Source organism: Acinetobacter sp. YH18001, assembly GCF_013416975.1.
Taxonomy (GTDB): Bacteria; Pseudomonadota; Gammaproteobacteria; order Pseudomonadales; family Moraxellaceae; genus Acinetobacter; species Acinetobacter pseudolwoffii.
In genome coordinates this window covers 1-24,986 of record NZ_VPEU01000026.1, presented here as the reverse complement: position 1 = coordinate 24,986, position 24,986 = coordinate 1, and the positions used below count along the sequence as shown (strand labels likewise).

Genomic DNA, 24,986 nt, shown 5'->3' with positions numbered 1-24,986 from the left:
GGATCGAATCGATCCCTTCAATTTCAAGACATAAATATCATGCTCAAATTAAAATTCTTTTTTATCACCTGTACGGACATGCGTGGTATACAGCGCCAGACCAGTTAAAGCTAAACCACCAACCAAGTTACCCAGCACTACCGGTAATTCATTCCACAAGAAATAGTCTGTAATCGAGAAATCACCGCCCATCATCATGGCAAATGGGAACAGGAACATATTCACGACAGAATGCTCAAATCCCATGGCAAAGAACAGCATGATCGGCATCCACATGGCAATGAATTTTCCACTTACAGTTGTTGACATCATGGCGCCAATCACACCAAGTGACACCATCCAGTTACACAGCATGCCGCGTATAAAGATGGTCATCCAGCCAGCAAAGCCATATTCGGCATAACCCAAAGTCCGGTCTTCACCAATATGAGCAATTTTCACGCCGACTTCGTTTGGTTCAGCTGCGAAACCCATGGTATAGACCGCAGCCATCAAGATTGCAACGGTTAAACATCCAATAAAATTGCCTAAAAACACCAGACCCCAGTTTTTTAAAATACGCGCCCATGTCACCCCTGGACGTTTGTCTAGCCAAGCCAAAGGAGTCAATACAAATACCCCGGTCAGCAGGTCATAGCCCAATAGATATAACATGCAAAACCCGACTGGAAATAACAGTGCACCGATCAGCGGCACCCCTGTCTGTACAGCAATCGTCACCGCAAATACTGCTGCCAGCGCCAGAATCGCACCGGCCATAAATGCACGAATTACAACATCACGTGTGGCCATATGCAGTTTTGCTTCACCAGCATCGACTACTTTTTTTGCAAACTCTGCAGGAGCAAGATAAGCCATATTTTTATCCCCTTTATATAAATTACTTGCCTGTTTGCAAATAAAAAACGCCTAAGGTCTATTTCAACCCTAGGCGTCTTTGCCTTGCATTATTCAAACAGATCAATTGTGTCATGGCGCCGTTGCCATATTTAATATAGATAAAAGCAAATAGCATGCCATTTATTTTAAATGGCTAATAAAAATCCTATAAATTATTTTAAAATTTCATCCTTATAATTATATTGGCACAATCTCTGCATTATCTATAGCGGTCATTTTTTAAATATAGCTATTGGAGAAGATTATGATTAGCCATCGTCAACAAGTGACAGACATGATTATTTCAGCGAAAGTTTTAAAGTCTATCAAATGGGCAGATGTCGCTGAAACAATAGGCCTTTCTAAAGAATGGGTGACAGCCGCATGTTTGGGTCAGATGGCTTTTAATAAAGAACAGGCAAAAAAAATTGGTGAAATATTTGGATTGACTGATGAAGCCATCGCCTGGTTGCAAATCATACCCTATAAAGGTTCTCTGCCAACTAGCGTGCCGACAGATCCGCTGATTTATCGCTGGTATGAGGTTGTCAGCGTCTATGGTATGACTATTAAAGAACTGATCCATGAAGAATTTGGTGATGGAATTATGAGTGCAATTGATTTCAATATGGATATTCAACGTGAGAATAATCCAAACGGAGATCGGGTGAATGTCGTATTATCCGGAAAGTTTTTACCTTATAAAACTTATTAATCCTCCACCATAAGCATAAAAGCCATTATTAAAATGGCTTTTATTTTATCTACACTTATTAAATTCATTTATTTTTTTAAAAATCATTATTAAAATATATATAATTTTTTCATCTCAAATTAAACATATAAACTATAAATGATTTTACTTTTATTCGATAAATTCAACCATTCTGTACTTTTTAAATAATATTTTCCTATCCTGAATATATAGCTCATCATTTTATTATTGCGTTAGCAAAAACAACAAAAAGGATATTGCTATCCTTTTTGTCAATTCATTTTATATCAGGGCGTGTTGTGTTATTGCTGTACTTCCGCCAGATGACGTTCAGTCACGGCCTGTTCATATAAACGCTGTTCTTTTTCTTTATGCTCGACAGAGAAACGGATCATCAACACACAACTTGCAGCAATCACCACCAAGCCACCCAGTACCATCAAAGTGGTTTGAATATCCAGCATGCCTTTTAACAGGAAACCCGCAGCCACCGCGCCGACATTGCCACCTGCTCCAATAATACCGGCCACACCGCCCAAGGCATCACGGTCGATAAAAGGCACCAGTGCATAGGTAGCGCCACATGCCATATGGGTAAACAAGGCAAAGATGGTCATAGCCATAATAGCCAAGGTCGCGCTGTTCATTTGCGAAAACAGAATAAGAAACAGACCTTCCAGCATGATCAAGGCAAACAGGACTTTGGTTCGACCATCCAGACCTTTTTGAATCGCAACTTTGTCTGAAACAATGCCACCCAAGGCACGGGCAAACAATGCCAGTAAACCAAAAATCCCGGCAGCCATGCCTGCTTCTTTTAGGCCAAACTGGAAGTTGTCGACAAAGTACAAGGCAATAATGTTATGGATGAAAATTTCAATACCAAAACAGGCTGCATAAGCTCCAAACAAAATCCACACACGGTAGTTACGTGCGGCATGCATCAAGATTGCAAGGCCGCCTTTTTTATCGCTACCAACAGAAATACCTTCAGCACGGAGTTCTTTAAAATTGCCTTGTGGACAGTCTTGGGTGAATTTCCAGTACAGTACACCGACAATGATCATTAGAATACCCGGAACCAGAAGTGCAATTCTCCATCCCATTGCCTGTTCTACACCGAACATCACCAAAGCAGCCAGCATTAAAGGCATCAGGGCTTGAGTCGCACCGCCACCGGCATTCCCCCAACCTGCTGTAGTTGCATTTGCCGTTCCCACCACATTTGGCGCAAACATGATACTGGTATGATATTGAGTAATCACGAAGCTGGCACCGATGGCGCCAATCAATAAACGGAAAAACAAGAAAGATTCATAACTGTTGGCCGACGCCACACCAAACACCGGAATACTGCCAATAATCAGTAAGGCGGTATAGGTTTTACGCGGACCGTATTTATCACACAACGGCCCCACGATCAGACGCACCAGAATTGTAATGGCGACTGCGGCAATATTGATATTGGCGATCTGCTCTTTGGTCAGGCTGAATTCACCGGCAATCACTGGCATTAACGGTGCACAGGCAAACCACGCAAAGAAACAGACAAAAAAAGCGAGCCAACTCATATGGAAGGCCCGCATCGCTGAACTACTGAAGTTAAATAGACTTATTTTTGTTGCTTTATTGAGACTTGTATTTGAAGACATAGCCATTTCCTTACCAGAACTGAACGTATTTAAGTCACTGTGATGCACAAGGCATATCAGTAACGATCAGAACGGACGTCATTGGCCGTCATACAAATGTAGAGTCTTCTTTGACTTTAATTAGATATATGCATAGGTCATGCCAGATTATTTTTAACATAAAATAAACTATTCTTTTATATAAAATAATTTTTATTTCACTTTCAAATTTAGACTTTTCTTTCTTAAAAATAGAGAGAAAAATAGATATCTTCTGAGAAATTATGAGCAAAACAGCGATAGGATGACCTGCCCGGAGTCATTGCTGGTTTAAATCGGTGCAGGGCTGGATCAAATAATTTTTCCCTTTTCAAAATGCAGCAGTTGTGCCTGTAAATACGCCACTTCATCTACATGATGAGTCACATAAATCATGGGTAAATCTGTTTGATGAATCACAATTTTCAGAAAAGGTAAAATCTGGTTTTTCAGCTTTTGATCCAGTCCATTTAAAGGCTCATCCAAAAGTAATAGGTCGGGAGAAGATAAAAGTGCACGACCGATAGAAACGCGCTGTGCCTGTCCACCAGAAAGCTGATGCGCCCGATGCCGAAGTAGTGGCTTTAATTCGAGTAACTCCACAATGTCTTCAAACGTAAATTTCTGCTGACCTTTATTTTTTATATTTAGCTGTTCTGCATATTTCAAATTCTGCATGACATTCAGATGCGGAAACAGTAGGGCTTGCTGAAAAATCAGGGCAATTTTTCTTTGATGAACAGGAATATTCAGTTTCTGCTGATGATCAAATAATATTTTTTGCTGAAAATGAATAAAGCCTTGTGATGGTTTTAATAGCCCTGCAATATTTTTTAAAAAGGTGCTTTTCCCACTTCCTGAGGCTCCCACAATACCAATCAATTGTGTCTGCATATCCAGACTGGCCTGTAGCTGGAAATTTGCGTAATTAAACTGAAAATCACACTTCAGCATCTTAGCCCTCCAATTTACGTTGATACTTCTGCATGATCCAGTAATTTGCAATCAAGGCTGAAAAAGCCAGAATCAAAGATAAAATGACCAAACGCATAGCCATACTTTCTCCATCAGGCTGTTGTAACAGGCTATAAATGGCGATGGGAATGGTACGGGTTTCTTCTGGAATATTGCCAACAAAGGTAATCGTGGCACCAAATTCTCCCAGACTGCGGCTGAAACATAAAATGCTGCCGATTAAAATTCCAGGCAAAGCCAGAGGCAGGCTAATGCTACAGAATACCCGCCATGGTGTGGCGCCCAAAGATCCTGCCACCTGTTCTAACTGCCGGTTGATCATTTGAAAAGACAAGCGAATTGGTTGAACCATTAAAGGAAATGCCACAATCATTGCTGCCAGTACCGCACCTTTCCAGTTAAATATCAGCTGAATTCCCCATTTATGTAGATATTGCCCCAGCATACCCTGATGACCAAATAGCAGGAGCAGAAGATAGCCCAGTACTACCGGCGGTAGCACCATAGGCATCTGCAATATTGCCTCTACGAGAAATTTGGCCCTGAATTCATAACGTGCCAGCAACCATGCCACGGTAATGGCAAATGGCAGGCACACTGCTGTGGCAAAGCCCGCCACTTTGGCTGAAAGCATCAAGGCATTCAATTCTTCTGGTGTAAGCATCATCAGTTATGGAACCTTGAGCTTAAAACCATATTTCTGGAAAATCTGCCTGGCCCTTGGACTCGTCTGGATAAATTCAGAAAATTGGATTGCTGCCTGATTTTTCTGGCCTTGCCGGGTTAAAGCAATCGGATACACAATCGGACGATGTGTACTGGCTGGAAATACTCCCGAAATTCTGACTTTTTTACTCATCAAGGCATCGGTTCTATAGACAATGCCGACCTGACATTCGCCACGTTCTACAAATGCGAGAGTTGAACGAACGCTATCCGTACCGACTATTCTGCCCCGAAGCGGATTCAACCAGCCCAGCCGGGTTAAGCTTTGCTGGGCATATTTCCCGGCAGGCACCGATTCCATTTGTCCGGTACATAAATAACCTTGAAAGGCCTGAGCAAAATTAAAGTTGGCTGACATTTTAAAATGATTTTTTTGCTGAACTGGACTAATCAATACCAGTTCATTTAAAAGCAAAGGTCGAATCTGACCGATCTGAATTTTTTGTTTCTTGATCAAATCATTCATCCAGTGCAGGTCTGCAGAGAAAAATAGATCACTGCTGGCTCCCGCTGCAATTTGTTTGGCCAATACCGAAGACGCAGCAAAAACCGGAACGATCTGGATGTCCCGATGCTGTTGCTCATATAATCTGGAAATATCAGTAATCGCATTGGTCAGGCTTGCTGCAGCATATATTTTAACTTTCTCGGCATGCAGAATGGGGCTAGTCAACAGCATGCCAGTGAGTAGAACTTTGAATAAATCCATCTTTCTCATTCTGCGTGGCTTGAATATTGAGAATTGCGACAGGCATTTCAAATCAGCAAACCCTGTACCACTTGCCCAGCCTGGATTTCTGTTCCTGCCGGAATACGGACCAGACAGTTGGCCTGCATCAGATTACTCAACATATGCGACTGTTGTTTTGCCAGGCTCTTGAGCTTTAAAGTGCCCTGATCAAATTCGGCAGCCATTCTTAAAAAGCGTTCACGTGCATCCGCTTTCAAGTCATGCGTCATTACCGCACTAAGCCATGCAGGTGACTGCTTTTGCCCTTGTAAGGCATTCAGTAAAGTTGCCGTATAGATTTGCATCCCGACATACACGGCAGCCGGATTTCCCGGCAAACCCAAGAGATAACAGTAACCTTGATCATCTCGACGATACTTGGCAAATAACATCGGTTTTCCGGGCTTCTGCTTCACTTTCCAGAAAATCTGCTCAAAACCCTGCTCCAGGGCAACAGGACGAATGAAATCATAATCACCCACCGAAACCCCGCCTGTGGTCAATATGAAGTCGTATTGGTTTTTAAGACGATGTATTAACGTTTGCAGCTCATACTCATTATCTGAAACATGCAGAATATCTACGTTTTGACCCTGTGATTGAAACCAGGCCTGAATCAGTGGAGCATTGGCGTCAAAGATTTTTCCGGAATTCAGGTCTTCAATGCTGGAAGCGACTTCATCTCCAGTAATCACAACAGCAATTTTAGGATAACGATAGACTGAAACCTGCTTTACGCCTGCCATGCTCAAAGCTGCAATTGCACCTACATGCAGTTTTTGACCTGCATCTGCCAGACGCTGCCCTTGTGCGATTTCCTCGCCTGCATCACGTATATCCGTATGAGGCTTTAGGTCTGTTGTAATAATGATTTGATTGGCATGGCATTTGACAATTTCCTGACGGGCGACCGTTGTAGTTCCTGCTGGAATCCTGGCACCGGTAAAAATCCGGACCGCCTGACCTGGCCGCAGTTCAATTTCAGTACTTTGCCCTGCCCGAATCTCTCCAATGAGTTCAAAAGTGCTGTGAGCACTAACATTTTCTGCACTACAAAGCGCATAGCCATCTACAGCACTTTGTGAAAACAGCGGCAATGGAATAGCCGAATCAATCGCTTTTGCCAGATAGCGATTCAGAGTCTGAACAAGCGGCAGGCTTTCAGTTGCCAAGACATTCGTCTGCTCAAGTATCATCTGTAGTGCCTGATCAACAGAAATCAGTCCCGGCTCAGCACCGCAGGCTGAATGCGATATTGCCTGATTCATTGATAGCCTCCCGAATGTGGAATATTTTTTTGTACATCAAACAAGTGCACTAACGCAGGAAGTACCGCGATCAGGGATTCTTTCGCCCCCTGCCGACTTCCCGGCAGGGTCATCACCAGACTGTTCTCAATATAGCCAGCCACGCCACGACTTAATGCCGCATAAGGGGTACGTTTTTGCCCAAAACTACGCGAAGCTTCCATCAAGCCGGGGATTTCCCGTTGCAGCAAAGGTTGCAAGGTTTCGACTGTCAGGTCTTTAGGACCCAATCCAGTACCGCCCACAGTTAGAATCAGCGGATACTGATTTTTCTGCTGTTCAATCAGGGTCAAGAGCTGTTCTGGGCTATCGGAAATAACTTGATAACTTATAGGACCAAAACTGGCTTCTTTTAAAATTTCCAGTACGTTTTGCCCGGCAGTGTCCGGCTTTTTGCCTGCTGCAACCGTATCGGACAGCACAATAACCGAAGCGGACAGACTCTCTTTAAGTACCCGGGTAAAATGTGATTTTCCGCCTTTTTTCTGCTGCAACCTGCATTGATCCAGCGACAAATCTTCCGGTTCACAATGCGGCTTCAGCATGTCATACAAGGTCAGACCTGCCAGACTGACCGCTGTCAAAGCTTCCATTTCCACACCAGTGGGTCCAATGGTTTCAACAGTAGCAATAATTTCGACATGTGCATCACACAGTTCATATTCCACATCGGCACGATAAATCGGTAATGGATGGCACAATGGAATCAGCTCATCGGTCCGTTTGGCACCTAGAATGCCGGCAATGCGTGCTGTTTTCAGGGCATCCCCTTTTTCAGTATTGCCATTACGTAGCAGCTCAATGCAATGTGGCGGTGCATGCAGGATTCCAGTGGCAATTGCTGTACGGTAACTTTCTGCTTTCATCCCTACATTTTTCATGATTCATCCCAGGCTAATTTTTAAAATCTGTTTTAAAGTGATTCATCTTATGCATCCTCATTGGACGCATTTAATTAGATGGTGATTGGCAAGCGTGTTCTGCTACATGGTGATGGTGACAATGCGCTTCTTCTGCATGATGAGAGTGATTAGTTTCAGGTCCATGATCTTTTCGAATACAACAGCCTTCCACATACTGGCTGCTACCATCCAGATAAAACTCTTCTTTCCAGACCGGAACCTCATGCTTCACCCGTTCCACAGCTTCCTCACAGGCAGCGAAGGCCTCACGACGATGGGCCGCATAAGCCATAGCAATAATGGCTGTTTCCCCAACCTCCAGCTCACCAATACGGTGCACTACCCGCACATAAGACACCTGGTATTTGATCTGGATCTGCTGTTCAATTTCACGAATCATTTTTTCAGCCACAGGCGCATAGGCGGTATATTTCAGGGCACGCACAGCTTTCCCCTGATGATGGTTACGTACTGTTCCGACAAAGATGCCGATTCCACCACATTCCGGAAAATGCTGGATACCATCAAAATCCTCCAGACTAAAAGCAGTCTGCTGGATTCGGGCAAATTGTTTTAGTGACTTGAGTTGCATCTCAGCCTCCTGCTACCGGCGATAACAGCACCAGCGTACTGTCACGATTTAAAACATTCTGTCTGGAAATAATGTCTTCACCGATTGCACAGGCACAACGTTCCAGCATGGGCTGTATATCGGGATAGAGGGATAGCAACTGGTTCAGGACTTCAGAAACCTGAATTTCAGACTCGCATTGCAAATTTAAATCTGTGGGAATTTGTCGTTCAATCGCACCGAAGGCTTCTATTTTGATATGAATTAATTTTTGCTGAGTGAGTGACATATTTACCCTCCAATGCTGTGCATGCTGATTTTTCGGATCGGCTTTTGTATTGGTGATTGCTGGATCGCATGGAAGCCGGCCTCTTTATGCCAGATATAAGCGTGGAGCTTGTGCTGAAATGTCTGTGTGGCGAAATGATCCAGCGCCAGTTGTTCGATATCTGCCTTAAGGTTCAGGCCTTGTCTGGCAAATAAACAGTTATAAAATTCACCTTGGGCATTGAGGCGCAGACGGTCACAATCACTGCAAAATGAATGGGTAATGGTGGAAATAATCCCCAAAGGCTGCCCATTGACCAAATAGCCACGGGCTGGATTGGCGCCTTGTCCTTGAGATACCTGGACATCAAATTCAGTTTTCAGTTGATCCAGGATATCCTGCTCACTGATGACATCAGACGGATTCCATTTCTGATCGCCATCGAGGGGCATAAACTCAATAAAACGCAGTTCTATAGCCTGATGCTGTGCCCATTTCACCAAAGGAATAATCTGATTGTCATTGATGCCTTTGATGAGCACACTATTGATCTTGACGGTCAAACCTGCCTGCTGTGCGGCAGAAATACCTTGAAGTACAGGCTGTAACTGTTTTTGGGTCAGTTGCTGAAACTGCTTTGGATCAAGACTGTCTAGACTGATATTCAGATCGTTCAGTCCTGCCTGTTTAAGCGCTTGAGCATAATCTTTTAAATAATGGCCATTACTGGTCATGGAAATACGTTTCAGGCCAATTGCTTTCAATGTCTGTAAGCAGGCAATAAAATGAACGATGCCTTGGCGCATCAACGGTTCGCCCCCCGTCACGCGGATCTGCTCAATCCCGTGTCGCACCATAAACTCGCAAAAAGCATACAGGGCTTCAAAACTGAGCAAATCTTTTTTATTCATCCATTCCGGATGTTCAGGCATGCAATAGCTGCATTTAAAATTACAGCGGTCAGTCACCGAGATCCGCAACTTACGTTTCTGGCGTCCAAACTGATCCTGAAAGATACTGCGAGATGCTAAAACTTTCATGCTGTTCATTGCTGCGGTCCATGATGAGATCTGCACGGTTATTTAACAGTCTTGATTTACTGCCCTATTTCTTCACAATGAATAAGCAATAAGTGTTCCAACTTTGCACAAATTTATTTTTAAATAATATTAATGGATAATATTTGTTCTTTTTTAGTCCGAAATTTTGTTCGAAAAATAAAAAAAGCAATATTTTGGTGAGCCAGAATATGATGATTCGGCTTTTAGCATTTTAAATGCTAAAGAAAGTTAAGCTGTTGATGCTGCTGTAGCTCGTCAAATGAATTAATACTGTGGAAAAACAGGGCACGATTTTTAAAACTTGCCCGCTGCATGTGCATGTCAGCAAAACAGAGTTTTAAACTGTGCTGATCATTTTCAAGATGTTGTATAAGCGTGGGTAAGCTGCTGCGTTTCATCAGACAGAATGGAAACAATGCCTTTTCATTGATTTCAACTACCGCCACTTCACATAAGGGATGTCGTTGCAAGGCCTGATGTAAACGTGAAATGACCTTTTTGGGGATATAGGTCACATCACAAGGCACGAACAGCACATAATCAGATTCCACATGTGACCAGGCACTCTTCATGCCCATCAATGGTCCCTGAAAGCCGGGTTCATCGTCCTGATAAAAATCAATCGAAGGAATCATCCGTTTATAAATAGAGTGATCCCGATGGCTATTGACCCAGACTTTGCTTGCCCGGGACTTCAGTTGCTGATGGATTTTAATCAGCTGGATTTCATCATCAAATTTGTGCAGCAATTTATTGATGCCATTCATGCGCCGCGCTAAACCTCCGGCCAGAATCACCACGTCGGTTTCCGGATAAGACACCGTCTTCATCACTCTTCTTTTCATTCTATGCACTCCGTCTGGCAGGCCTTAATCAGGCCTCTAATTTCTGGCAAACACGAACCACAATTTCCTCCGGCTTTTAGACATGCAGTCACCTGTTTTTCATGCGTGATATTTTTATCTTTAATGGTTTGAATAATTCGGTTCTTACCGACCTTAAAACAGCTACAGACCAATGCCCCTTCACTATTTCCCATCGACATGGCCTGACCTGCCAGCAATGCTTTACGATGCAATGCACTCAGACGTTCACGTCTAAACAGGCCAGCCACCCAGTCACGATCTGGCAATAGTGCCGCCGGTGCGATATAAAAACTGGCAATTAACTGGCCATCCTGAAGCACCACACTATGACTGATATGCGCCGTTTGATCTTCGAGATTCAGCCATTCAAAGCTTTCATCATCAAAGGCTAACAGGCTCTTGATCTGCCCGGTGATGTCAGAAAACCTGCGCCGGTCTGCCAGTTCATACCGGATGGCCTGAGTGGTTTGAATTTTGCTCCACCACACCGTATTTTCAATCATGGTCTGGATCTGTTGTTCAAAGCCTTCCCGCACATACAGCACGCCCTGCCACTGGGTATAAAATGGCTGGATCATCACTGGAGTATGCTTAAATTCTGGTTCGCCAGAAATCGGGTCAACTACCGGATTCACCACTTTGCCAATCCGCGCATCGGACGCAAACTGGTCGTTCCAATGAATCGGTGCAAAAATCTGGCCACGTCGCATATTTTGTGAAAATTGCACACGGAGTACACAACTTCCCCAAGCGGATTTCACCTCGACCAGCTCGGCATCTTTCAAGCCATATTTCAGCGCATCGTGCGGATGCAACTCACAATAAGGCTCAGTACGATGCTGGGATAAACTGGCAGATAATCCGGTACGACTCATGGTGTGCCATTGATCGCGAATCCGTCCGGTATTCAGGATCAGCGGATATTCAGCAGAAATAGCATGTATGGGATTGGCGGCAACTGTCGGCACTAATCTGGCCTTGCCATCTGCATGACTAAACTGGCCTTGGCTAAATAGTTGACCAACCTGATGAACTTCTTGCTTATCCCAAACCGGCCACTGGATCGATGCCAGATTCTGATATTCCGCAAAACCGAGATGAGTTAAACCTTGCAGGTTGAAATAGCGAAAATTGGGTGTATCTGCGCGTTGCGAAAGTGAACTATTCTGATAGGCAGATAAACGGGCGTGTTCCAGAAAAATGTCATGGCTATTGCTAAAGTCAAAACCGCGAAAACCTAAGACCTGAGCCACCCGAGAAATGGCCCACCAGTCTGCTTTGGCTTCACCCGGAGCCGGCAAAAAAGCCTTTTGCCGGGAAATACGGCGCTCCGAATTGGTGACTGTGCCATCTTTTTCGCCCCAACCCAATGCCGGTAACAGTACATCGGCATATTGCGTGGTATCGGTGTCGAGACAAATATCGGAAACGACCACAAATTCACACTTTTCCAGAGCGCGTTTAACCTGATCTGCATCGGGCAAACTCACGATCGGATTGGTGGCCATAATCCAGATGGCCTTGATTTTCCCGCTTTCCACCGCTTGAAATAAATCTACCGCTTTTAATCCGGGCTGCCGCGCGATGACCGGGCTTTGCCAGAAATCCTGCACCAGTTGCTGATGCTGCGGATTATCCAGATCCAGATGACTGGCCAGCATATTGGCCAGTCCACCGACTTCCCGTCCGCCCATGGCATTCGGCTGTCCGGTCATGGAAAAAGGTGCCGAACCGGGTTTGCCTATTTTTCCTGTCAATAAATGACAGTTGATAATGCTATTGGCCTTGTCTACTCCTTGAGAGGATTGGTTTACGCCCATGGAAAACAGGCTCATGATTTTTTCGGTCTGTGCAAATTTCTGAAAAAATAAGGTTAATTTTTCAATAGCAATACCGGTACATTTTGCCACGCTTTCAAGTGATGACTCTGTCGAGCTGCTGGCAAGCGCCTGCTCCAGACCTTGAGTATGTTGGGTAACAAAATCCAGATCGGCATGACCATTTTGCTGAAGATACTGCAACAAGCCATTAAACAGCGCGACATCCTGACCTGGTAAAATCGGCAAGTGTAAATCTGCCGCTTCACAGGTTGCAGTAAAGCGCGGATCAATCACCACCACGAATAAATCCCGCTCTTCCTTGGCTTTCATGATGCGCTGATAAAGCACCGGATGGCACCAGGCAGTATTGGAACCTACCAGAACCACCATTTCTGTCTGCTCAAAATCTGTATAGCTGGCTGGTACCAGGTCTTCGCCAAAAGCCCGTTTATGTGCCGCCACAGCAGATGACATGCACAGTCTTGAATTGGTATCAATATTGGCAGTACCCAGATAGCCTTTTACAAACTTGTTCACCACATAATAGTCTTCAGTCAAAAGCTGGCCGGAGACATAAAAGGCGATGCTGTCGCGTCCATATTGATCAATACATTGCTGAAATTTATTGGCAATACTAGAAATGGCATGATCCCAAGTGCTTATTTGCCGCTGCTCTTTTCGACCTGTCATCGGATGCAGAAGCCGGGTTTTTAAGCCAAGTGTATCGGCAAGATGACTGCCTTTAATACACAACTTGCCCAAGTTCGCAGGATGCTGAACATCGCCTTCAATCTCAACCTTTTCACCCATCGGGGTTTGGCTTACGTGCGCGATGACGCCACAGCCTACTCCACAATAAGGACAGGTCGTCTGAGTAGTTTTTATTTGGGATTCAGTAGAGCTATCTAGTTCCATAACCGGAATACTATTCATTGCTGCTGTGCTCCTTAATCATCCAAATTCACGTGTTTCACCAAATCTCTGATATCTAGTTTTTACAGGTTTGATTTAAATATTTTCTATATCTCAAAAGTTTTAATCCTCCCCCAACCCTCCTTTGCTAAAGAAGGGCTGGAGAGCTTTATCCGATTAGCCTACTTTCCTTAATGCAAAATCCCGACCAAAAAGCAGCTTGCTGCGGATATTACTAATTGGTGTCTGATCTGCAATCAGTTCGGCATACCATGCCCCATCTTCAGTATCGCCAAATAGCACCGCACCAATGACCTTGTCCTGCTGGATGATGATCCGTTTATAAATCTGACGCTTCTCATCATTCAGCACGATATCTTCGAAATCATTAGTCGGTTCAAAATTACCTGCCGAGAATACGTCACATCCGCTGACCTTAAGCTGGGTCGGAACAGTCGGTGCCTTAAAGGTCAGTCGGCCATGTTCAGCCAGATGAGTCGCACAGATAAAGGCCTGTCCCCATAATGGCTCAACCAATCCAAAGGTCTGACCACGATGCTCAATACATTCACCCACTGCATAAATACTCGGATCATAGGTCTGCATGGTGTCATTCACCAGCACGCCGCGGTTACAGCGCAGGCCAGACTGTTCGGCCAGACTTTTATTTGGTCGAATCCCGACGGCGAATACCACCAAATCAGCATCCAGCATTGTCCCGTCTTTTAAGCGCAGTTGAGTCACGTGACCATCACTACCGAGTAGTTCTTCGGTATTGGCTTCGGTGATAATCCTAATACCTTTTTCTTCAATTGATTTCTTCAGCATTTGACTGGCTTTCATGTCCAGCTGACGATCCATAATACGGTCTATCAGATGTAGCACCGTTACATTCATCCCTCGCTGTTTTAAGCCATATGCGGCTTCCAGTCCTAACAGACCACCGCCAATGACGACGGCATTTTGCTTGGTTTTGCAGTAATCCAGCATGCGGTTAACATCCTGAATATCCCGGAAGCTCATCACGCCTTCAAGTTCAGCACCTGGAATTGGCGGTATAAAGGGTTTGGAACCAGTGGCGAGGATCAGACGATCATAAGCAACCATTTCGCCTTTTCCGGTATGCACCTGTTTGCGTGAGCGGTCGATAGAGAGTGCTGCATCTCCGCCAATAAAACGGATACCTTTTTCAGTATACCAGTCGACTGAATGCAACATAATTTCGGCAAAACTTTTCTCACCAGATAATACCGGTGACAACATGATGCGGTTGTAATTGCCCCATGGCTCTTCCCCAATCACGGTAATGTCATAACGATCTGGCGCCATATCCAGCAAGTCTTCCAGACAGCGCATACCCGCCAGCCCATTCCCGACCAATACCAGTTTTAAACGCTCTGTGTTTTGACCATTACTGGAAATATAGGTCTTTTGTGCAGTTGGGCTGATAAAGACTGTGCCATTTTCAATTCGGGTTGGAAATATCAGTAATTTCTGATCTTGCTCTTCCAGACAACGGCCGGTCACCAGACTGAAATGCTGCTTGTAAATTGGGGATGCGACTACACGCTCACCTTGCAGATCGCCCAGAATGCCACGTGCCATGACATTGGCCAGACTAAACGGATCCTGATTGCTGAGCGCATACACCCGCTGTTCCTGACCCACGCGAAAAATTGCAATCTGTTGATCTTCAATCAAAGCTGCAACACCAGTATTCGGGGTGATCTCATCCAGATGACAGACTTCGTACCAGTTCAGTTCGTTCATATCTTTTAAAATTGTCATTTTCATTCTCCCTGACTGTGGTGTTTAGGCTTCAACCACTGGAATACGGTTGAGATCACGTTCAGCGTCAGTCTTTGGCCGGATCTGACCACGTACAGGTGCAAACTGAATATGCGGGTCATTCTGCTCGGCTGCTTTGGCGTTGATAAAGGTCTTAAAGCGTTTGCGTACTTCAGGATCTTCAATCGCGGTGCGCCATTCATCCTGATAAGTGCCAATCACATGCTGCATACGGCTTTCCAGTTCAGCAGCAATACCCAGTGAGTCATGCACAATGACATCTTTCAGATAGTCCAGCCCACCTTCCATATTGTCACGCCATACACTGGTGCGTTGCAGACGGTCTGCTGTCTGGATATAGAATATAAAGAAGCGGTCGATATATTTGATGAGTGTGGAAGTATCCAGATCCGAGGCGAGCAGTTCAGCATGGCGCGGTTTCATACCGCCATTACCGCATACATATAGATTCCAGCCTTTTTCCGTGGCAATGACACCGACATCCTTACTTTGTGCTTCTGCACATTCCCGGGTACAGCCGGATACTGCCATTTTGGTTTTATGTGGTGAACGCAGGCCTTTATAACGATTCTCCAGGAAAATCGCCAAGCCGACAGAATCATCGACACCAAAACGGCACCAGGTACTGCCCACGCAAGATTTCACCGTACGTAAGGATTTGCCGTAGGCATGTCCGGACTCGAAACCGGCATTGATCAGTTTTTCCCAGATTTCAGGCAGTTGATGTACCTGCGCACCAAACATGTCAATTCGTTGTCCGCCCGTGATTTTGGTATATAGACCATAATCTTTGGCGATCTGACCGATGCTAATCAGGCCATCCGGAGTAATCTCGCCGCCTGCAACACGTGGCACAATCGAATAGGAACCATCTTTCTGGATATTGCCGAGGTAGTAGTCGTTGCTATCCTGCAAACCGGCATGACTTGGTTTCAGGACAAAATCATTCCAGCAGGATGCCAGAATATTGGCTACAGTCGGTTTGCAGATATCACAGCCCATCCCGTGCCCATGTTGCTGAATCAGGTCAGAAAAAGTTTTGATTTCATGCACACGTACAAGGTGATACAGTTCCTGCCGCGAATAGGCAAAGTGTTCACACAGGTGATTGTTCACCGTGACACCCTGACGCTGTAATTCGGATTTGAGAACCTGCGTCACCAGTGGCGCACAGCCACCGCACGCCGTTGCAGCCTGCGTGCATTTTTTCAGTGCACCCAATGAAGTTGCACCGCCATCAATGGCTGAACAGATATCAGCTTTGGAAACGTTATTACAGGAACAGATGGTCGCACTGTCAGGCAATAAATCGATGCCACTGCCACCCGATTTGGAAGTTGACTGATCAAAGCCTGGCATGATCAGGCTTTCCGGTTGCTCCGGCACAGCCAGACCATTCAGCATCATTTGTAGGAGATCGCTATACTCTTTGGCACAGCCCACCAGCACCGCGCCCAGCAGCTTGGTCCTGTCTGCTGACACCACGATTTTTTTATAAACCTGCGCGGCTTCATCAGCATAGAAATAGCTCAAGGCACCAGGTGACATGGCATGTGCGTCACCAATAGAAGCAACATCCACACCCATCAGTTTGAGCTTGGTGCTCATGTCGGCGCCAGCGAATGCATGACTCTCTTGGCCCAGTACATGTTTCGCTGCGATACGCGCCATGTCATAGCCTGGTGCAACCAGACCATAAATTTTATTGTCCCAAAGTGCACATTCACCAATGGCATAAATGTCCGGATGTGAGGTCTGGCAATAATCATTAATGATGATACCGCCTCGTTCACCGATGAGCAGACCGCTCTGCCGGGCCAGTTCATCACGTGGGCGAATGCCGGCAGAGAATAAAATGATGTCGGTTTCAAGGACTGAGCCATCGCCAAACTTTATTACATGCTGAGTGCTGTCACCATCTTCAATACTTGATGTGGCTTTCTGGGTATGAACCTTGACGCCTAAATCTTCGATTTTAGAACGCAATACCCGGCCACCCAGATCATCAATCTGCACCGCCATCAGACGCGGTGCAAATTCCACCACATGGGTGTCTAGATTCAGATCTCGTAATGCCTTCGCTGCTTCCAGTCCGAGCAAGCCGCCACCAATCACCACACCGGTTTTTGCATTCAGGCTGGCGGCACGAATCGCGTCCAGATCTTCAATAGTACGATAGACAAAACAGTTTTGACGCTCATTGCCCGGGATTGGCGGTATAAAGGCATAAGAGCCGGTGGCAAGAATCAACTTGTCAAAACTCAGCACATCACCGTGATTAGTCGTTACCGTTTTATTCAGCTGATCCATTTCAACTGCTTTGGTATTCAGTCGTAAATCAATGCCATAGGCATCGGCGAAATCACTACGGCATAGACTCAGATCCTTGACCGACTTGCCGCTGAAATATTCGGTCAAATGTACCCGGTCATAAGCCAAATGTGGCTCTTCTGCCAAAATGGTCAGCTCAATGTCATCACCGGCCTGTTCCAGTACAGATTCGATGAATTTATGCCCCACCATGCCATGCCCAATCATGAGAATTTTCATATCTGCGCTCCGACTATTGTTTTTTTAAAGACGATAAAAAGCCACATATCAGATCTAGTGGTTGATATGTCGACTGTTTGAATGGGTGGTAAATACCGTGCCCAGCTGTTTGAAATGCTGGATCAAAGGTTGAAATGCCCGTACGGTTTGTATTGCTGAACAACTGACCATGTCATTTATCCTGTGCTGAACGAAATATCAGTTGCACCCTTTTAAAGTGCAACTACGATCAGAACGGGCATCGTTGGCCGTTATTCGTATTGAAAGTCATCTTTGACAATTTGATAAATGCAGGAAGCATGCCAACTTTTTTAGCAACACAATGACTGATATCAGCCAGAAAATTGCAGGAAATGCTTTATTTTGATGATGGATGCCAAACTCCTGCACCAAATTGAACTCAAAATAACTCTTTGATGCACCAATATAATGGCATGTTTTTTGCATTATTCGTACTTGAATATTCCTTAGGCCTTACTTGAAAATATTCCATGTCTAAATTACGAATTGCTCTTATTGATGATGATCTGGAGCGCGCCCAATTCATCCAGGAATCGCTGCTGTTACATGATTTTCAGGTGGTGGCCTGTTTAATCCTGAATGATCTGAATATGGTGCATGTCAAAGGCATCCATGCAGATGTGATTCTGCTAAATATGGATCATCCACATCGGGATATTATTGAAAGCTGTGTCAGCCAATATGAACTTCCTACCGTACTGTTTACCCAAAACTCCAATAAAGACACCATCAAAAGTGCGATTGATGCCGGGATCACGGCTTATATTGTCGATGGTATTGATCCCAGCAAATTAGAAAGCATTCTGGAAATATCAATTGAACAGTTCCGCAAGCATAAAAAGCTGCTGAACGATTTAAAAGAAACCCAAGACAAGCTGATTGACCGTAAAGATATCGATAAAGCCAAAGCATTGCTGATCCAGCTGCATGCATTATCTGAAGAACAGGCCTTTGCCTTATTACGTAAAAATGCCATGAGTCACCGGATTACCATTGGTGAAATGGCCAGACGCCTGCTCGATGCACAGAAGCTGTTATTGGGCCAATAAGGAAAAGCATATGTCCACATTAGAAAAAACTGAACTCAATATTGGCTATATTCCTTTGCTTGATTGTGTGGCCATTCTCTGGGCCGAAAAACAGGGTTATTTTGCCGAACAGGGATTAACCATCAACTTAATCCGGGAGGCCTCCTGGTCCAGTTTAAGAGACCGTCTGGCCTATGGCTTTCTGGACGCTGCGCATTGTTTGTCCGCCATGCTACCTGCTGCTGCTCTGGGTACAGACCAGTTACAGGTGGCTTTGCAAACCCCGTTGGTACTGAGCATGAATCAGGCTTTTATCAGCCTGCGTCAAGATCTGTGTCATGAATTGGGAATTGATGCAGAAGATGATGAAAAAAGCAGTTCTCAAAAACTGGTGCAGGCCTTGCAACAACAGCAGAAAATGAATCTGGCCTATGTCTATAAGCACTCAATTCATCATTATTGTATAAAAGAATGGTTAGCCCTGACAGATGTCAATATTGCCCACAAGATTCAGCTCATGACCTCACCACCAGCTTCGATGGTAAAAGGAATCTCGGAACAGGTCTTTGATGGCTTTTGTGTGGGAGAACCCTGGAATATTCAGGCCAAGCTTGAAGGCTATAGTTTAATTGTCGCTGCAAGCCAGAATGTCATTCCTAAAGTTGCCGACAAGGTTCTGGCCATGACTCAGGAATGGGCAGAATTACATCCATGCACGGTGAAGGCTTTGGTCAATGCTGTCCAGAAAGCCCAAACGGATTTAAAACAGCGTGCTGATCTGTCCCAAGTTTGGGACATGCTGGTTGATTATCAGATTATCCAGTTTGAATGCTCTGCACAGCGTCATGTCTGTGACTATCATAAAATTCAAAACATCATCCGCAATCTTGTTGGTGCAAGTGCGAAACCGCAGCTTGCCGATTTTATCTGGTTAATCGAGCAGATTGAAAAATGGGATGGTGTCGAAATCTCTGAGATAGAGAAAAAGCAGATTGCAGCACAATGCATGTATGCTGAAATGCTATTTGCTTAAGATTTCATGCAACATATTGCGTAGCCATTGATGACTGGTTTTATGATGACAGGACATATGCCAATACTGCTTTACAGAATAGGTCGGGAAAGCAATCGGTGCCCCAAAAATCTTGAGATTGCCACGTGATAACAGGACTTCACTCAAATAATAAGGCACGGTCGCAATCGCATCGGTTTCCTGTACCACCAGTCCCACGCCTAAATAGCTGGGCAGACGCATTAGAATGTCGCGCTTGAGTTCCAGATTCAGCAATTCATTTTCAATATGGTAATGCCCCATCCCGGCATCAATATCGATATGGGTTTCACGTAAATACTCTTCGGTCGTGATGCTGTCACCCGTTAGTCGCGGATGGTCTTTCGCTGCGATCACCACATAATACTGTTCAAACAGTTTCTGCTGATAAAAGCCATTCTCCAGATTTGGCAAGAAGCCCAAAGCCAGATCAATCTCGCCATTGGCCATCTGATAACTGGTTTCCGAGGTAATCGGACGCACATTCAGGCGGATATGTGATGCATGCTGCTTGAGATACTGTGAAATTTTTGGCAATAACACCAGATGCGATACATCGGTCATCGCCAGTGTAAAACGTTGCTGTGAAGTGACCTGATCAAAATTGATGGTGAAATTATTAATCGCTTCAACTTTACTGAGTGCTTCACTGACCAAGGGAAACAACTGCTTAGATAAATCTGTCGGCAGCATTTCATTGCCAATACGTAAAAATAAAGGATCACCATAATGCTGGCGAATTTTATTCAGCAGATTGCTCACCGCTGGCTGGCTCATGTCTAAATGATCAGCTGCCTGAGATACGTTTTTAAATTTATAGACATAATAAAAAATACTGAGCAATTTACAGTCAAGTTCAAACACAGAAACACATTTCCTTTAACTTTCTAATAATTTTGACGAAGATATCATCGACATCATTTTATCAATTGCCAATGTTCAAATATAACACTTTGCAACGATTTCTAGGATCAGTCAATTTCCATGTGGTGTTAAAAATCACTTTTCTCTGATGTGGAACCTCGTTACAAGTACTTCTGTTGTAAATATGCACTTCTGTTTTTCCTTGGTCAACTTAAACACGCAAGCTTCATGCTATATACTCAAGCCCACAGAATTAACGATGCAAATTAAGAGAAATATCTTATGTTCCAAGGCAAAAAGTTGGTGTGTTTTGATTTGGATGGCACCTTGATTGATTCCGTGGGAGTCTGGAATCAGGTCGATGCTGCGCTGATTCAGGAGTTGGCAAATATTGAAGTCGACTTAAGGCAGATCCAGCAACAGCGCGATCTTCAGCTCAAAAAATTTAAACATCAGCCGGATCCCTATCTGGAATATTGTGCTTATTTAAAAGCGCTTTATGGATTTGCGCCGAATAAAGAAGAAGTAAAAAACCGCCGTTATGCAATTTCACGGCATTTTCTCGATCATGTGGTCGAGCTAAAACCACATGCTGAACGGTTCATTCAAGCCCTGAAACAACAAGGGATTCAGATCGCCCTGACCACAACGACCAGTTTGTTCAATGTGCAGCGTTATCAGGACAATAATCAAAACATTAACAAAAAAATCAGCTTTAATGATGACTTTGCCCTGCTATTGACCCGTGAAAATGTGCAGAACATCAAGCCACATCCTGAAGTCTATTTCAATGTCCTTCAGCATTTTCAGGTGCAAGCCGCAGATTGCCTGATTATTGAGGATTCATTAATTGGCGTTGAAGCGGCCAACAATGCAGGAGTCGATGTGATTGCAGTTTATGATCAATACTCTGTTCATGAAATAGATTTGATCAAGGCCAAAGTAAATTATTTCGCAGAAGATTTTGCTGAGTTATTAAGTTTAGCCCAATAAAAAAATGCCATGAATATTGTGTTTCATGACATTTTTCTGCAGATCTCTGACCTGAGAAGAAAACATTATTTGGCTTTCTCATAGACTGAGCCTGAACCGACCAGATTTCCTGTTTTTTCATCGATTGCAAAATCAACCATACCCGCACCTGCATTTAACTGAAGTAAGCCATTTTTGCTCACTGCTGCCGGCATCGGATTTTTCTTTTCGGTTTTACCAGTTTCTTTGTCTTTTATGGTGTTGGTAATGAAGTAATTTTCACCATTTTTCGAAATGACCAATACATTTTCAAGTTTTGGATTTTCCAGCGTATTTTTCCAGTTTCCCTGATAATCTGGAGCTGGTGCTTCTGTGAGGTTACAAGCAGTTAAAAGCAGTAATAATGAGATGCCTGAAAAAAATTGAAGATATTTCAAAACTGAGCCCTTGAGTGTGACAACGCGGCCATTATAGAGACAACCCTCTAGAGCTTAAGCAGGTTGTTGTAGGCAAAGCGTTTCAGCAGTACCGTATCTGTTTTTCTTTGGTGATTTTTTTGAAATATCTCTCCATACTTCATTCATAAAAATGGATGATTCAATTTCTACTAAAACGACAAAAAAGCAAAAAAGTCCCCAATAGACCATGTAAATCTATTGAGGCGTAGCAAACGGGTGAATACCACACATTAAAAATTAGGGCATGATTTTAGATTTAAAGTGGCTCAATACAGATTTAGCAGAGTGGGTTTTTTCAATAATCTGTGCAGTCCAGTGATTCGGTAGAGAACATTTAGCGAGACCTACCCATACAGTAGAAAACTGTTTCATAAAGCTGGCTTCGTTATAATGAATGCCATATTCTGCACAGAGCGCTTTGATTTTTGGCGCAACCTGCGCATAGCGATTGGCGGGCATGTCTGGGAATAAATGATGCTCAATCTGATGGCTCAAATTGCCACTCAAGATATGTAGCCAGGTTGTTCCACTAAAATTGCTCGAACCACGAATCTGGCGTAAATACCACTCGGCACGGGTTTCATTGTCAGTATTGTCCATTTCAAAGGTTTCAGCATCTTCAGTGAAATGACCGTTAAAAATGACAGCAGAAGCCCATAGACTGCGAATCACATTGGCCACCGCATTTCCGGTAAATACCGGAATGGCGTTTGGGCCGGCAATGAGCGGGAAAAATACATAATCTTTTAACACCTGACGTCGCATTTTCTGGCGTAAAGGTGCTGCTTCTTCCCAGACTTCTTTCCAGGTCTTGGTTTTATAGGCAATCACATCTTCCAGATGCAGGCGTTGCAGGCCAACATACCATTCGAAAAATACCATTAACTGAATGCCCAGTGGAATATTGAACAGAAAGCGTGGTTCCCACTTCTGCGATTCACTGACTCGAATCAGTCCATAACCCACATCATGATCCATCCCGACAATATTGGTATAAGTATGGTGAATATAGTTATGGGTGTATTTCCAGTCATCGCCGGTTGAAATCGTATCCCAGTCATAGGTCGCACCGTTCAGACTCGGATCATTCATCCAGTCGAACTGGCCATGCATGACATTGTGGCCGAGTTCCATATTTTCCACGATTTTGGAAAGACCGAGCAGACCTGTCCCCGCCAGCCATACCGGTGGCAACCAACCGGCAAACATCAGCATGCCACGTGAGGCAATTTCGCTATAGCGGACAAAGTTGCGGATTTTATAAATATATTCGGCGTCTTTTTCCCCCAGATCATCCATGACCTCGCGGCGGATCGCATCGACTTTGGCACCGAATTCCTCAATCTGTTCAGGACTAAGAAATTGGCTTTTGCTATGTCGTTTAAAATCAATTTGCATATTCATGGGAGCACCTTCTTATAGTTTAATTAATGGCTTATCAATAGTTTATAAATTAATCACCACAGGACTCACTGCCTGAGAAATGCACAGTTTGATCTGGGTATTATTACCATGATCAATTTCACCGGTCAGGACATTTCGTACCGAACCACTGACCTTGGTACAGGAACAGGTGTTGCAGATGCCCATCCGGCAGCCATGCGCTGGTCGCAAGCCCGACTTTTCGGCACTTTCCAGTAAATTGGACTGCGCCTGAAACTCTTGCTGCGATCTTAAAAACTGTACCGGCTGTGCTTTAATTTTTTCATCGACCACAACCTGGAAATATTCCGAATGAAAATTGGATTTCAATTCCAGTTTATCAACGATGCGAAGTGAGGCCTTCATCATCCCGGCGGAGCCACAAGCATAAATTTTTCGTTCTGCAAAGTCTGGCACCAGCTTTTGCAATAAGCTCTGGGTCAGATGCTGCTGGTGTTCCACAGTATTGAAATGGTGATATTTCAAGTTTGGATGCATAAGAGCCAATGTTTTCAGTTCAGCATGAAAGGCATCATCTCGAGTGAAATAAATCAGGTCGATCTGTTCCAGAGATTGAATGACTGCTTTTTGCAGCAAGGAGTAAATGGCGGTAATACCACTGCCTGAAGCCAGGAATAAAATCGGCTGCGTGGATTTTTGCAATGTGAACTCACCTTGCGGCTGTGAAATTTCTATCACGGCACCAATTTGCATCAGACTTAAGGCACGTGACACTTTGCCCTGCTGTTTAACCGCAATGATCAGATCGCCATTTTTTAATACCGTCACTACAGAATAATGTCGCTGATGACGTACGCCATCAAGTCTGACGGTCACTGCAATATTCTGGCCGGCCTGAAATGACTTGGCTTTAAAATTATGATTTGGACGTAAGTGAATCTTGAAAAAGTCAGGGCTGATGGCTTGAATGCCCATAACGGCAGCCTTAACTTTTTTGATTGCCCAGGTTGGATGGATTTTTTCACCAATAAAATCAATGAAATCTTCCCGGATCCAATGCGGCTGATAGGTCGGCATACTTGTCATTTTTATCCCCTTATCCGCAGACAGTAATATTAATGTACAACTGTCTATTTATTATGTTGTCAGCATAAAGTGTTTTATAATTCAGACCATATCAATACAGGTCAAATTATGTGCTTATCAAACATAATAGAGCTTTTTGTCGGACAATATGAAGCAAAAGCATCTGCTGAAACTATAGTTTTTAGAAAAAGGGATTTTTATATCTGTTAATTCTGCTAACTCTATATAAAAAGCTGACTTTTATAGGGAAATCAATTCTGAGTGATTTTTTTGCTTGTGAGATCGTCATGCGATACATTATTTGTCATCTCTAGTAATTTGAATTGATAACATAGCATCCTTAAATTGCTAACCGTATATAT

General features: G+C 44.1%; 22 protein-coding genes. 4 read left to right on the top strand and 18 right to left on the bottom strand.

What is annotated here, in order from left to right; all coding sequences use genetic code 11:
• Positions 1–48 precede the first annotated feature (48 nt).
• Positions 49–858 (bottom strand): formate/nitrite transporter family protein, encoded by an 810-nt coding sequence (locus tag FTV48_RS09530; RefSeq protein WP_005170868.1) that lies wholly within the window; start codon positions 856–858, stop codon positions 49–51.
• A 286-nt stretch (positions 859–1,144) separates the two neighbouring features.
• Here FTV48_RS09530 and cynS point away from each other — a divergent pair, with 286 nt between their 5' ends.
• Positions 1,145–1,594, top strand: coding sequence for a cyanase (gene cynS / locus FTV48_RS09525; protein WP_180000134.1), 450 nt, complete (start codon positions 1,145–1,147; stop codon positions 1,592–1,594).
• A 302-nt stretch (positions 1,595–1,896) separates the two neighbouring features.
• Here cynS and FTV48_RS09520 read toward each other — a convergent pair whose 3' ends face one another.
• From FTV48_RS09520 to nirB, 13 genes are all read right to left on the bottom strand, one after another.
• Positions 1,897–3,246, bottom strand: coding sequence for an MFS transporter (locus tag FTV48_RS09520; protein ID WP_005170866.1), 1,350 nt, complete (start codon positions 3,244–3,246; stop codon positions 1,897–1,899).
• A gap of 330 nt (positions 3,247–3,576) precedes the next feature.
• Positions 3,577–4,218 (bottom strand): ATP-binding cassette domain-containing protein, encoded by a 642-nt coding sequence (locus tag FTV48_RS09515; protein ID WP_005096928.1) that lies wholly within the window; start codon positions 4,216–4,218, stop codon positions 3,577–3,579.
• A gap of 1 nt (position 4,219) precedes the next feature.
• Entirely contained in the window at positions 4,220–4,903 is a 684-nt protein-coding gene (gene modB / locus FTV48_RS09510; RefSeq protein WP_034609008.1) for a molybdate ABC transporter permease subunit, read from the bottom strand.
• 6 nt (positions 4,904–4,909) lie between these two features.
• On the bottom strand, positions 4,910–5,674 hold the full coding sequence (modA, locus tag FTV48_RS09505) for a molybdate ABC transporter substrate-binding protein (protein ID WP_005170862.1): 765 nt from the start codon (positions 5,672–5,674) through the stop codon (positions 4,910–4,912).
• A 47-nt stretch (positions 5,675–5,721) separates the two neighbouring features.
• Entirely contained in the window at positions 5,722–6,963 is a 1,242-nt protein-coding gene (locus tag FTV48_RS09500; protein WP_180000132.1) for a molybdopterin molybdotransferase MoeA, read from the bottom strand.
• The gene (moaCB, locus tag FTV48_RS09495; RefSeq protein WP_180000130.1) at positions 6,960–7,883 is read right to left on the bottom strand and encodes a bifunctional molybdenum cofactor biosynthesis protein MoaC/MoaB; all 924 of its coding nucleotides are present in this window, start codon (positions 7,881–7,883) and stop codon (positions 6,960–6,962) included. Before moaCB ends, FTV48_RS09500 begins: the two co-directional genes overlap by 4 nt.
• 70 nt (positions 7,884–7,953) lie before the next feature.
• On the bottom strand, positions 7,954–8,496 hold the full coding sequence (locus FTV48_RS09490; protein WP_004646997.1) for a molybdenum cofactor biosynthesis protein MoaE: 543 nt from the start codon (positions 8,494–8,496) through the stop codon (positions 7,954–7,956).
• Position 8,497: 1 nt separating this feature from the next.
• Positions 8,498–8,764 carry a MoaD/ThiS family protein gene (locus tag FTV48_RS09485; protein ID WP_005266361.1) on the bottom strand — a complete coding sequence of 89 codons (267 nt, stop codon included), beginning with the start codon at positions 8,762–8,764 and terminating at the stop codon, positions 8,498–8,500.
• 2 nt (positions 8,765–8,766) lie between these two features.
• Complete coding sequence (moaA, locus tag FTV48_RS09480) at positions 8,767–9,792, bottom strand: GTP 3',8-cyclase MoaA (RefSeq protein ID WP_180000129.1); 1,026 nt, start codon at positions 9,790–9,792, stop codon at positions 8,767–8,769.
• Positions 9,793–10,022: 230 nt separating this feature from the next.
• Positions 10,023–10,649, bottom strand: a complete 627-nt coding sequence (locus tag FTV48_RS09475) for a molybdenum cofactor guanylyltransferase (RefSeq protein WP_005100264.1) — start codon at positions 10,647–10,649, stop codon at positions 10,023–10,025.
• Positions 10,646–13,423: a nitrate reductase gene (locus tag FTV48_RS09470; RefSeq protein WP_005170848.1), complete on the bottom strand. Its 2,778-nt coding sequence runs from the start codon at positions 13,421–13,423 to the stop codon at positions 10,646–10,648. Before FTV48_RS09470 ends, FTV48_RS09475 begins: the two co-directional genes overlap by 4 nt.
• 156 nt (positions 13,424–13,579) lie before the next feature.
• Positions 13,580–15,190, bottom strand: coding sequence for a nitrite reductase small subunit NirD (gene nirD, locus FTV48_RS09465; protein WP_180000127.1), 1,611 nt, complete (start codon positions 15,188–15,190; stop codon positions 13,580–13,582).
• A gap of 24 nt (positions 15,191–15,214) precedes the next feature.
• Positions 15,215–17,761, bottom strand: a complete 2,547-nt coding sequence (nirB, locus tag FTV48_RS09460) for a nitrite reductase large subunit NirB (RefSeq protein WP_218945907.1) — start codon at positions 17,759–17,761, stop codon at positions 15,215–15,217.
• A 491-nt stretch (positions 17,762–18,252) separates the two neighbouring features.
• Between nirB and FTV48_RS09455 the strand changes: the two genes are divergently transcribed.
• Both FTV48_RS09455 and FTV48_RS09450 read left to right on the top strand, forming a co-directional pair.
• Positions 18,253–18,831 carry an ANTAR domain-containing response regulator gene (locus FTV48_RS09455; RefSeq protein ID WP_100328604.1) on the top strand — a complete coding sequence of 193 codons (579 nt, stop codon included), beginning with the start codon at positions 18,253–18,255 and terminating at the stop codon, positions 18,829–18,831.
• Between the two features lie 10 nt (positions 18,832–18,841).
• On the top strand, positions 18,842–19,843 hold the full coding sequence (locus tag FTV48_RS09450) for a CmpA/NrtA family ABC transporter substrate-binding protein (RefSeq protein WP_005096939.1): 1,002 nt from the start codon (positions 18,842–18,844) through the stop codon (positions 19,841–19,843).
• Here FTV48_RS09450 and FTV48_RS09445 read toward each other — a convergent pair.
• Positions 19,832–20,725 (bottom strand): LysR family transcriptional regulator, encoded by an 894-nt coding sequence (locus FTV48_RS09445; RefSeq protein ID WP_005096940.1) that lies wholly within the window; start codon positions 20,723–20,725, stop codon positions 19,832–19,834. The genes FTV48_RS09450 and FTV48_RS09445 overlap by 12 nt on opposite strands.
• A 282-nt stretch (positions 20,726–21,007) precedes the next feature.
• Between FTV48_RS09445 and FTV48_RS09440 the strand changes: the two genes are divergently transcribed.
• On the top strand, positions 21,008–21,718 hold the full coding sequence (locus tag FTV48_RS09440; protein WP_180000126.1) for an HAD family phosphatase: 711 nt from the start codon (positions 21,008–21,010) through the stop codon (positions 21,716–21,718).
• Positions 21,719–21,783: 65 nt separating this feature from the next.
• On the opposite strand, the gene FTV48_RS09435 is transcribed toward FTV48_RS09440, so the two are convergent.
• From FTV48_RS09435 to FTV48_RS09425, 3 genes are all read right to left on the bottom strand, one after another.
• On the bottom strand, positions 21,784–22,134 hold the full coding sequence (locus FTV48_RS09435) for a hypothetical protein (protein WP_005170837.1): 351 nt from the start codon (positions 22,132–22,134) through the stop codon (positions 21,784–21,786).
• 258 nt (positions 22,135–22,392) lie between these two features.
• Positions 22,393–23,559 (bottom strand): fatty acid desaturase, encoded by a 1,167-nt coding sequence (locus FTV48_RS09430; RefSeq protein ID WP_373683529.1) that lies wholly within the window; start codon positions 23,557–23,559, stop codon positions 22,393–22,395.
• Positions 23,560–23,601: 42 nt separating this feature from the next.
• Positions 23,602–24,624 (bottom strand): flavin reductase family protein, encoded by a 1,023-nt coding sequence (locus FTV48_RS09425; protein ID WP_180000124.1) that lies wholly within the window; start codon positions 24,622–24,624, stop codon positions 23,602–23,604.
• Between the last annotated feature and the right edge of the window lie 362 nt (positions 24,625–24,986).

Bases quoted from the DNA above. Each gene is read 5' to 3' on its own strand.
- FTV48_RS09470 (WP_005170848.1), bottom strand. From the start codon at position 13,423: ATGAATAGTATTCCGGTTATGGAACTAGATAGCTCTACTGAATCCCAA.
- FTV48_RS09455 (WP_100328604.1), top strand. From the start codon at position 18,253: ATGTCTAAATTACGAATTGCTCTTATTGATGATGATCTGGAGCGCGCC.
- FTV48_RS09475 (WP_005100264.1), bottom strand. From the start codon at position 10,649: ATGAAAAGAAGAGTGATGAAGACGGTGTCTTATCCGGAAACCGACGTG.
- FTV48_RS09490 (WP_004646997.1), bottom strand. From the start codon at position 8,496: ATGCAACTCAAGTCACTAAAACAATTTGCCCGAATCCAGCAGACTGCT.
- cynS (WP_180000134.1), top strand. From the start codon at position 1,145: ATGATTAGCCATCGTCAACAAGTGACAGACATGATTATTTCAGCGAAA.
- FTV48_RS09520 (WP_005170866.1), bottom strand. From the start codon at position 3,246: ATGTCTTCAAATACAAGTCTCAATAAAGCAACAAAAATAAGTCTATTT.
- modB (WP_034609008.1), bottom strand. From the start codon at position 4,903: ATGCTTACACCAGAAGAATTGAATGCCTTGATGCTTTCAGCCAAAGTG.
- FTV48_RS09515 (WP_005096928.1), bottom strand. From the start codon at position 4,218: ATGCTGAAGTGTGATTTTCAGTTTAATTACGCAAATTTCCAGCTACAG.
- nirD (WP_180000127.1), bottom strand. From the start codon at position 15,190: ATGACAATTTTAAAAGATATGAACGAACTGAACTGGTACGAAGTCTGT.
- FTV48_RS09450 (WP_005096939.1), top strand. From the start codon at position 18,842: ATGTCCACATTAGAAAAAACTGAACTCAATATTGGCTATATTCCTTTG.
- moaA (WP_180000129.1), bottom strand. From the start codon at position 9,792: ATGAACAGCATGAAAGTTTTAGCATCTCGCAGTATCTTTCAGGATCAG.
- FTV48_RS09440 (WP_180000126.1), top strand. From the start codon at position 21,008: ATGTTCCAAGGCAAAAAGTTGGTGTGTTTTGATTTGGATGGCACCTTG.
- FTV48_RS09425 (WP_180000124.1), bottom strand. From the start codon at position 24,624: ATGACAAGTATGCCGACCTATCAGCCGCATTGGATCCGGGAAGATTTC.
- FTV48_RS09485 (WP_005266361.1), bottom strand. From the start codon at position 8,764: ATGTCACTCACTCAGCAAAAATTAATTCATATCAAAATAGAAGCCTTC.
- nirB (WP_218945907.1), bottom strand. From the start codon at position 17,761: ATGAAAATTCTCATGATTGGGCATGGCATGGTGGGGCATAAATTCATC.
- FTV48_RS09530 (WP_005170868.1), bottom strand. From the start codon at position 858: ATGGCTTATCTTGCTCCTGCAGAGTTTGCAAAAAAAGTAGTCGATGCT.
- moaCB (WP_180000130.1), bottom strand. From the start codon at position 7,883: ATGAAAAATGTAGGGATGAAAGCAGAAAGTTACCGTACAGCAATTGCC.
- FTV48_RS09430 (WP_373683529.1), bottom strand. From the start codon at position 23,559: ATGAATATGCAAATTGATTTTAAACGACATAGCAAAAGCCAATTTCTT.
- modA (WP_005170862.1), bottom strand. From the start codon at position 5,674: ATGGATTTATTCAAAGTTCTACTCACTGGCATGCTGTTGACTAGCCCC.
- FTV48_RS09500 (WP_180000132.1), bottom strand. From the start codon at position 6,963: ATGAATCAGGCAATATCGCATTCAGCCTGCGGTGCTGAGCCGGGACTG.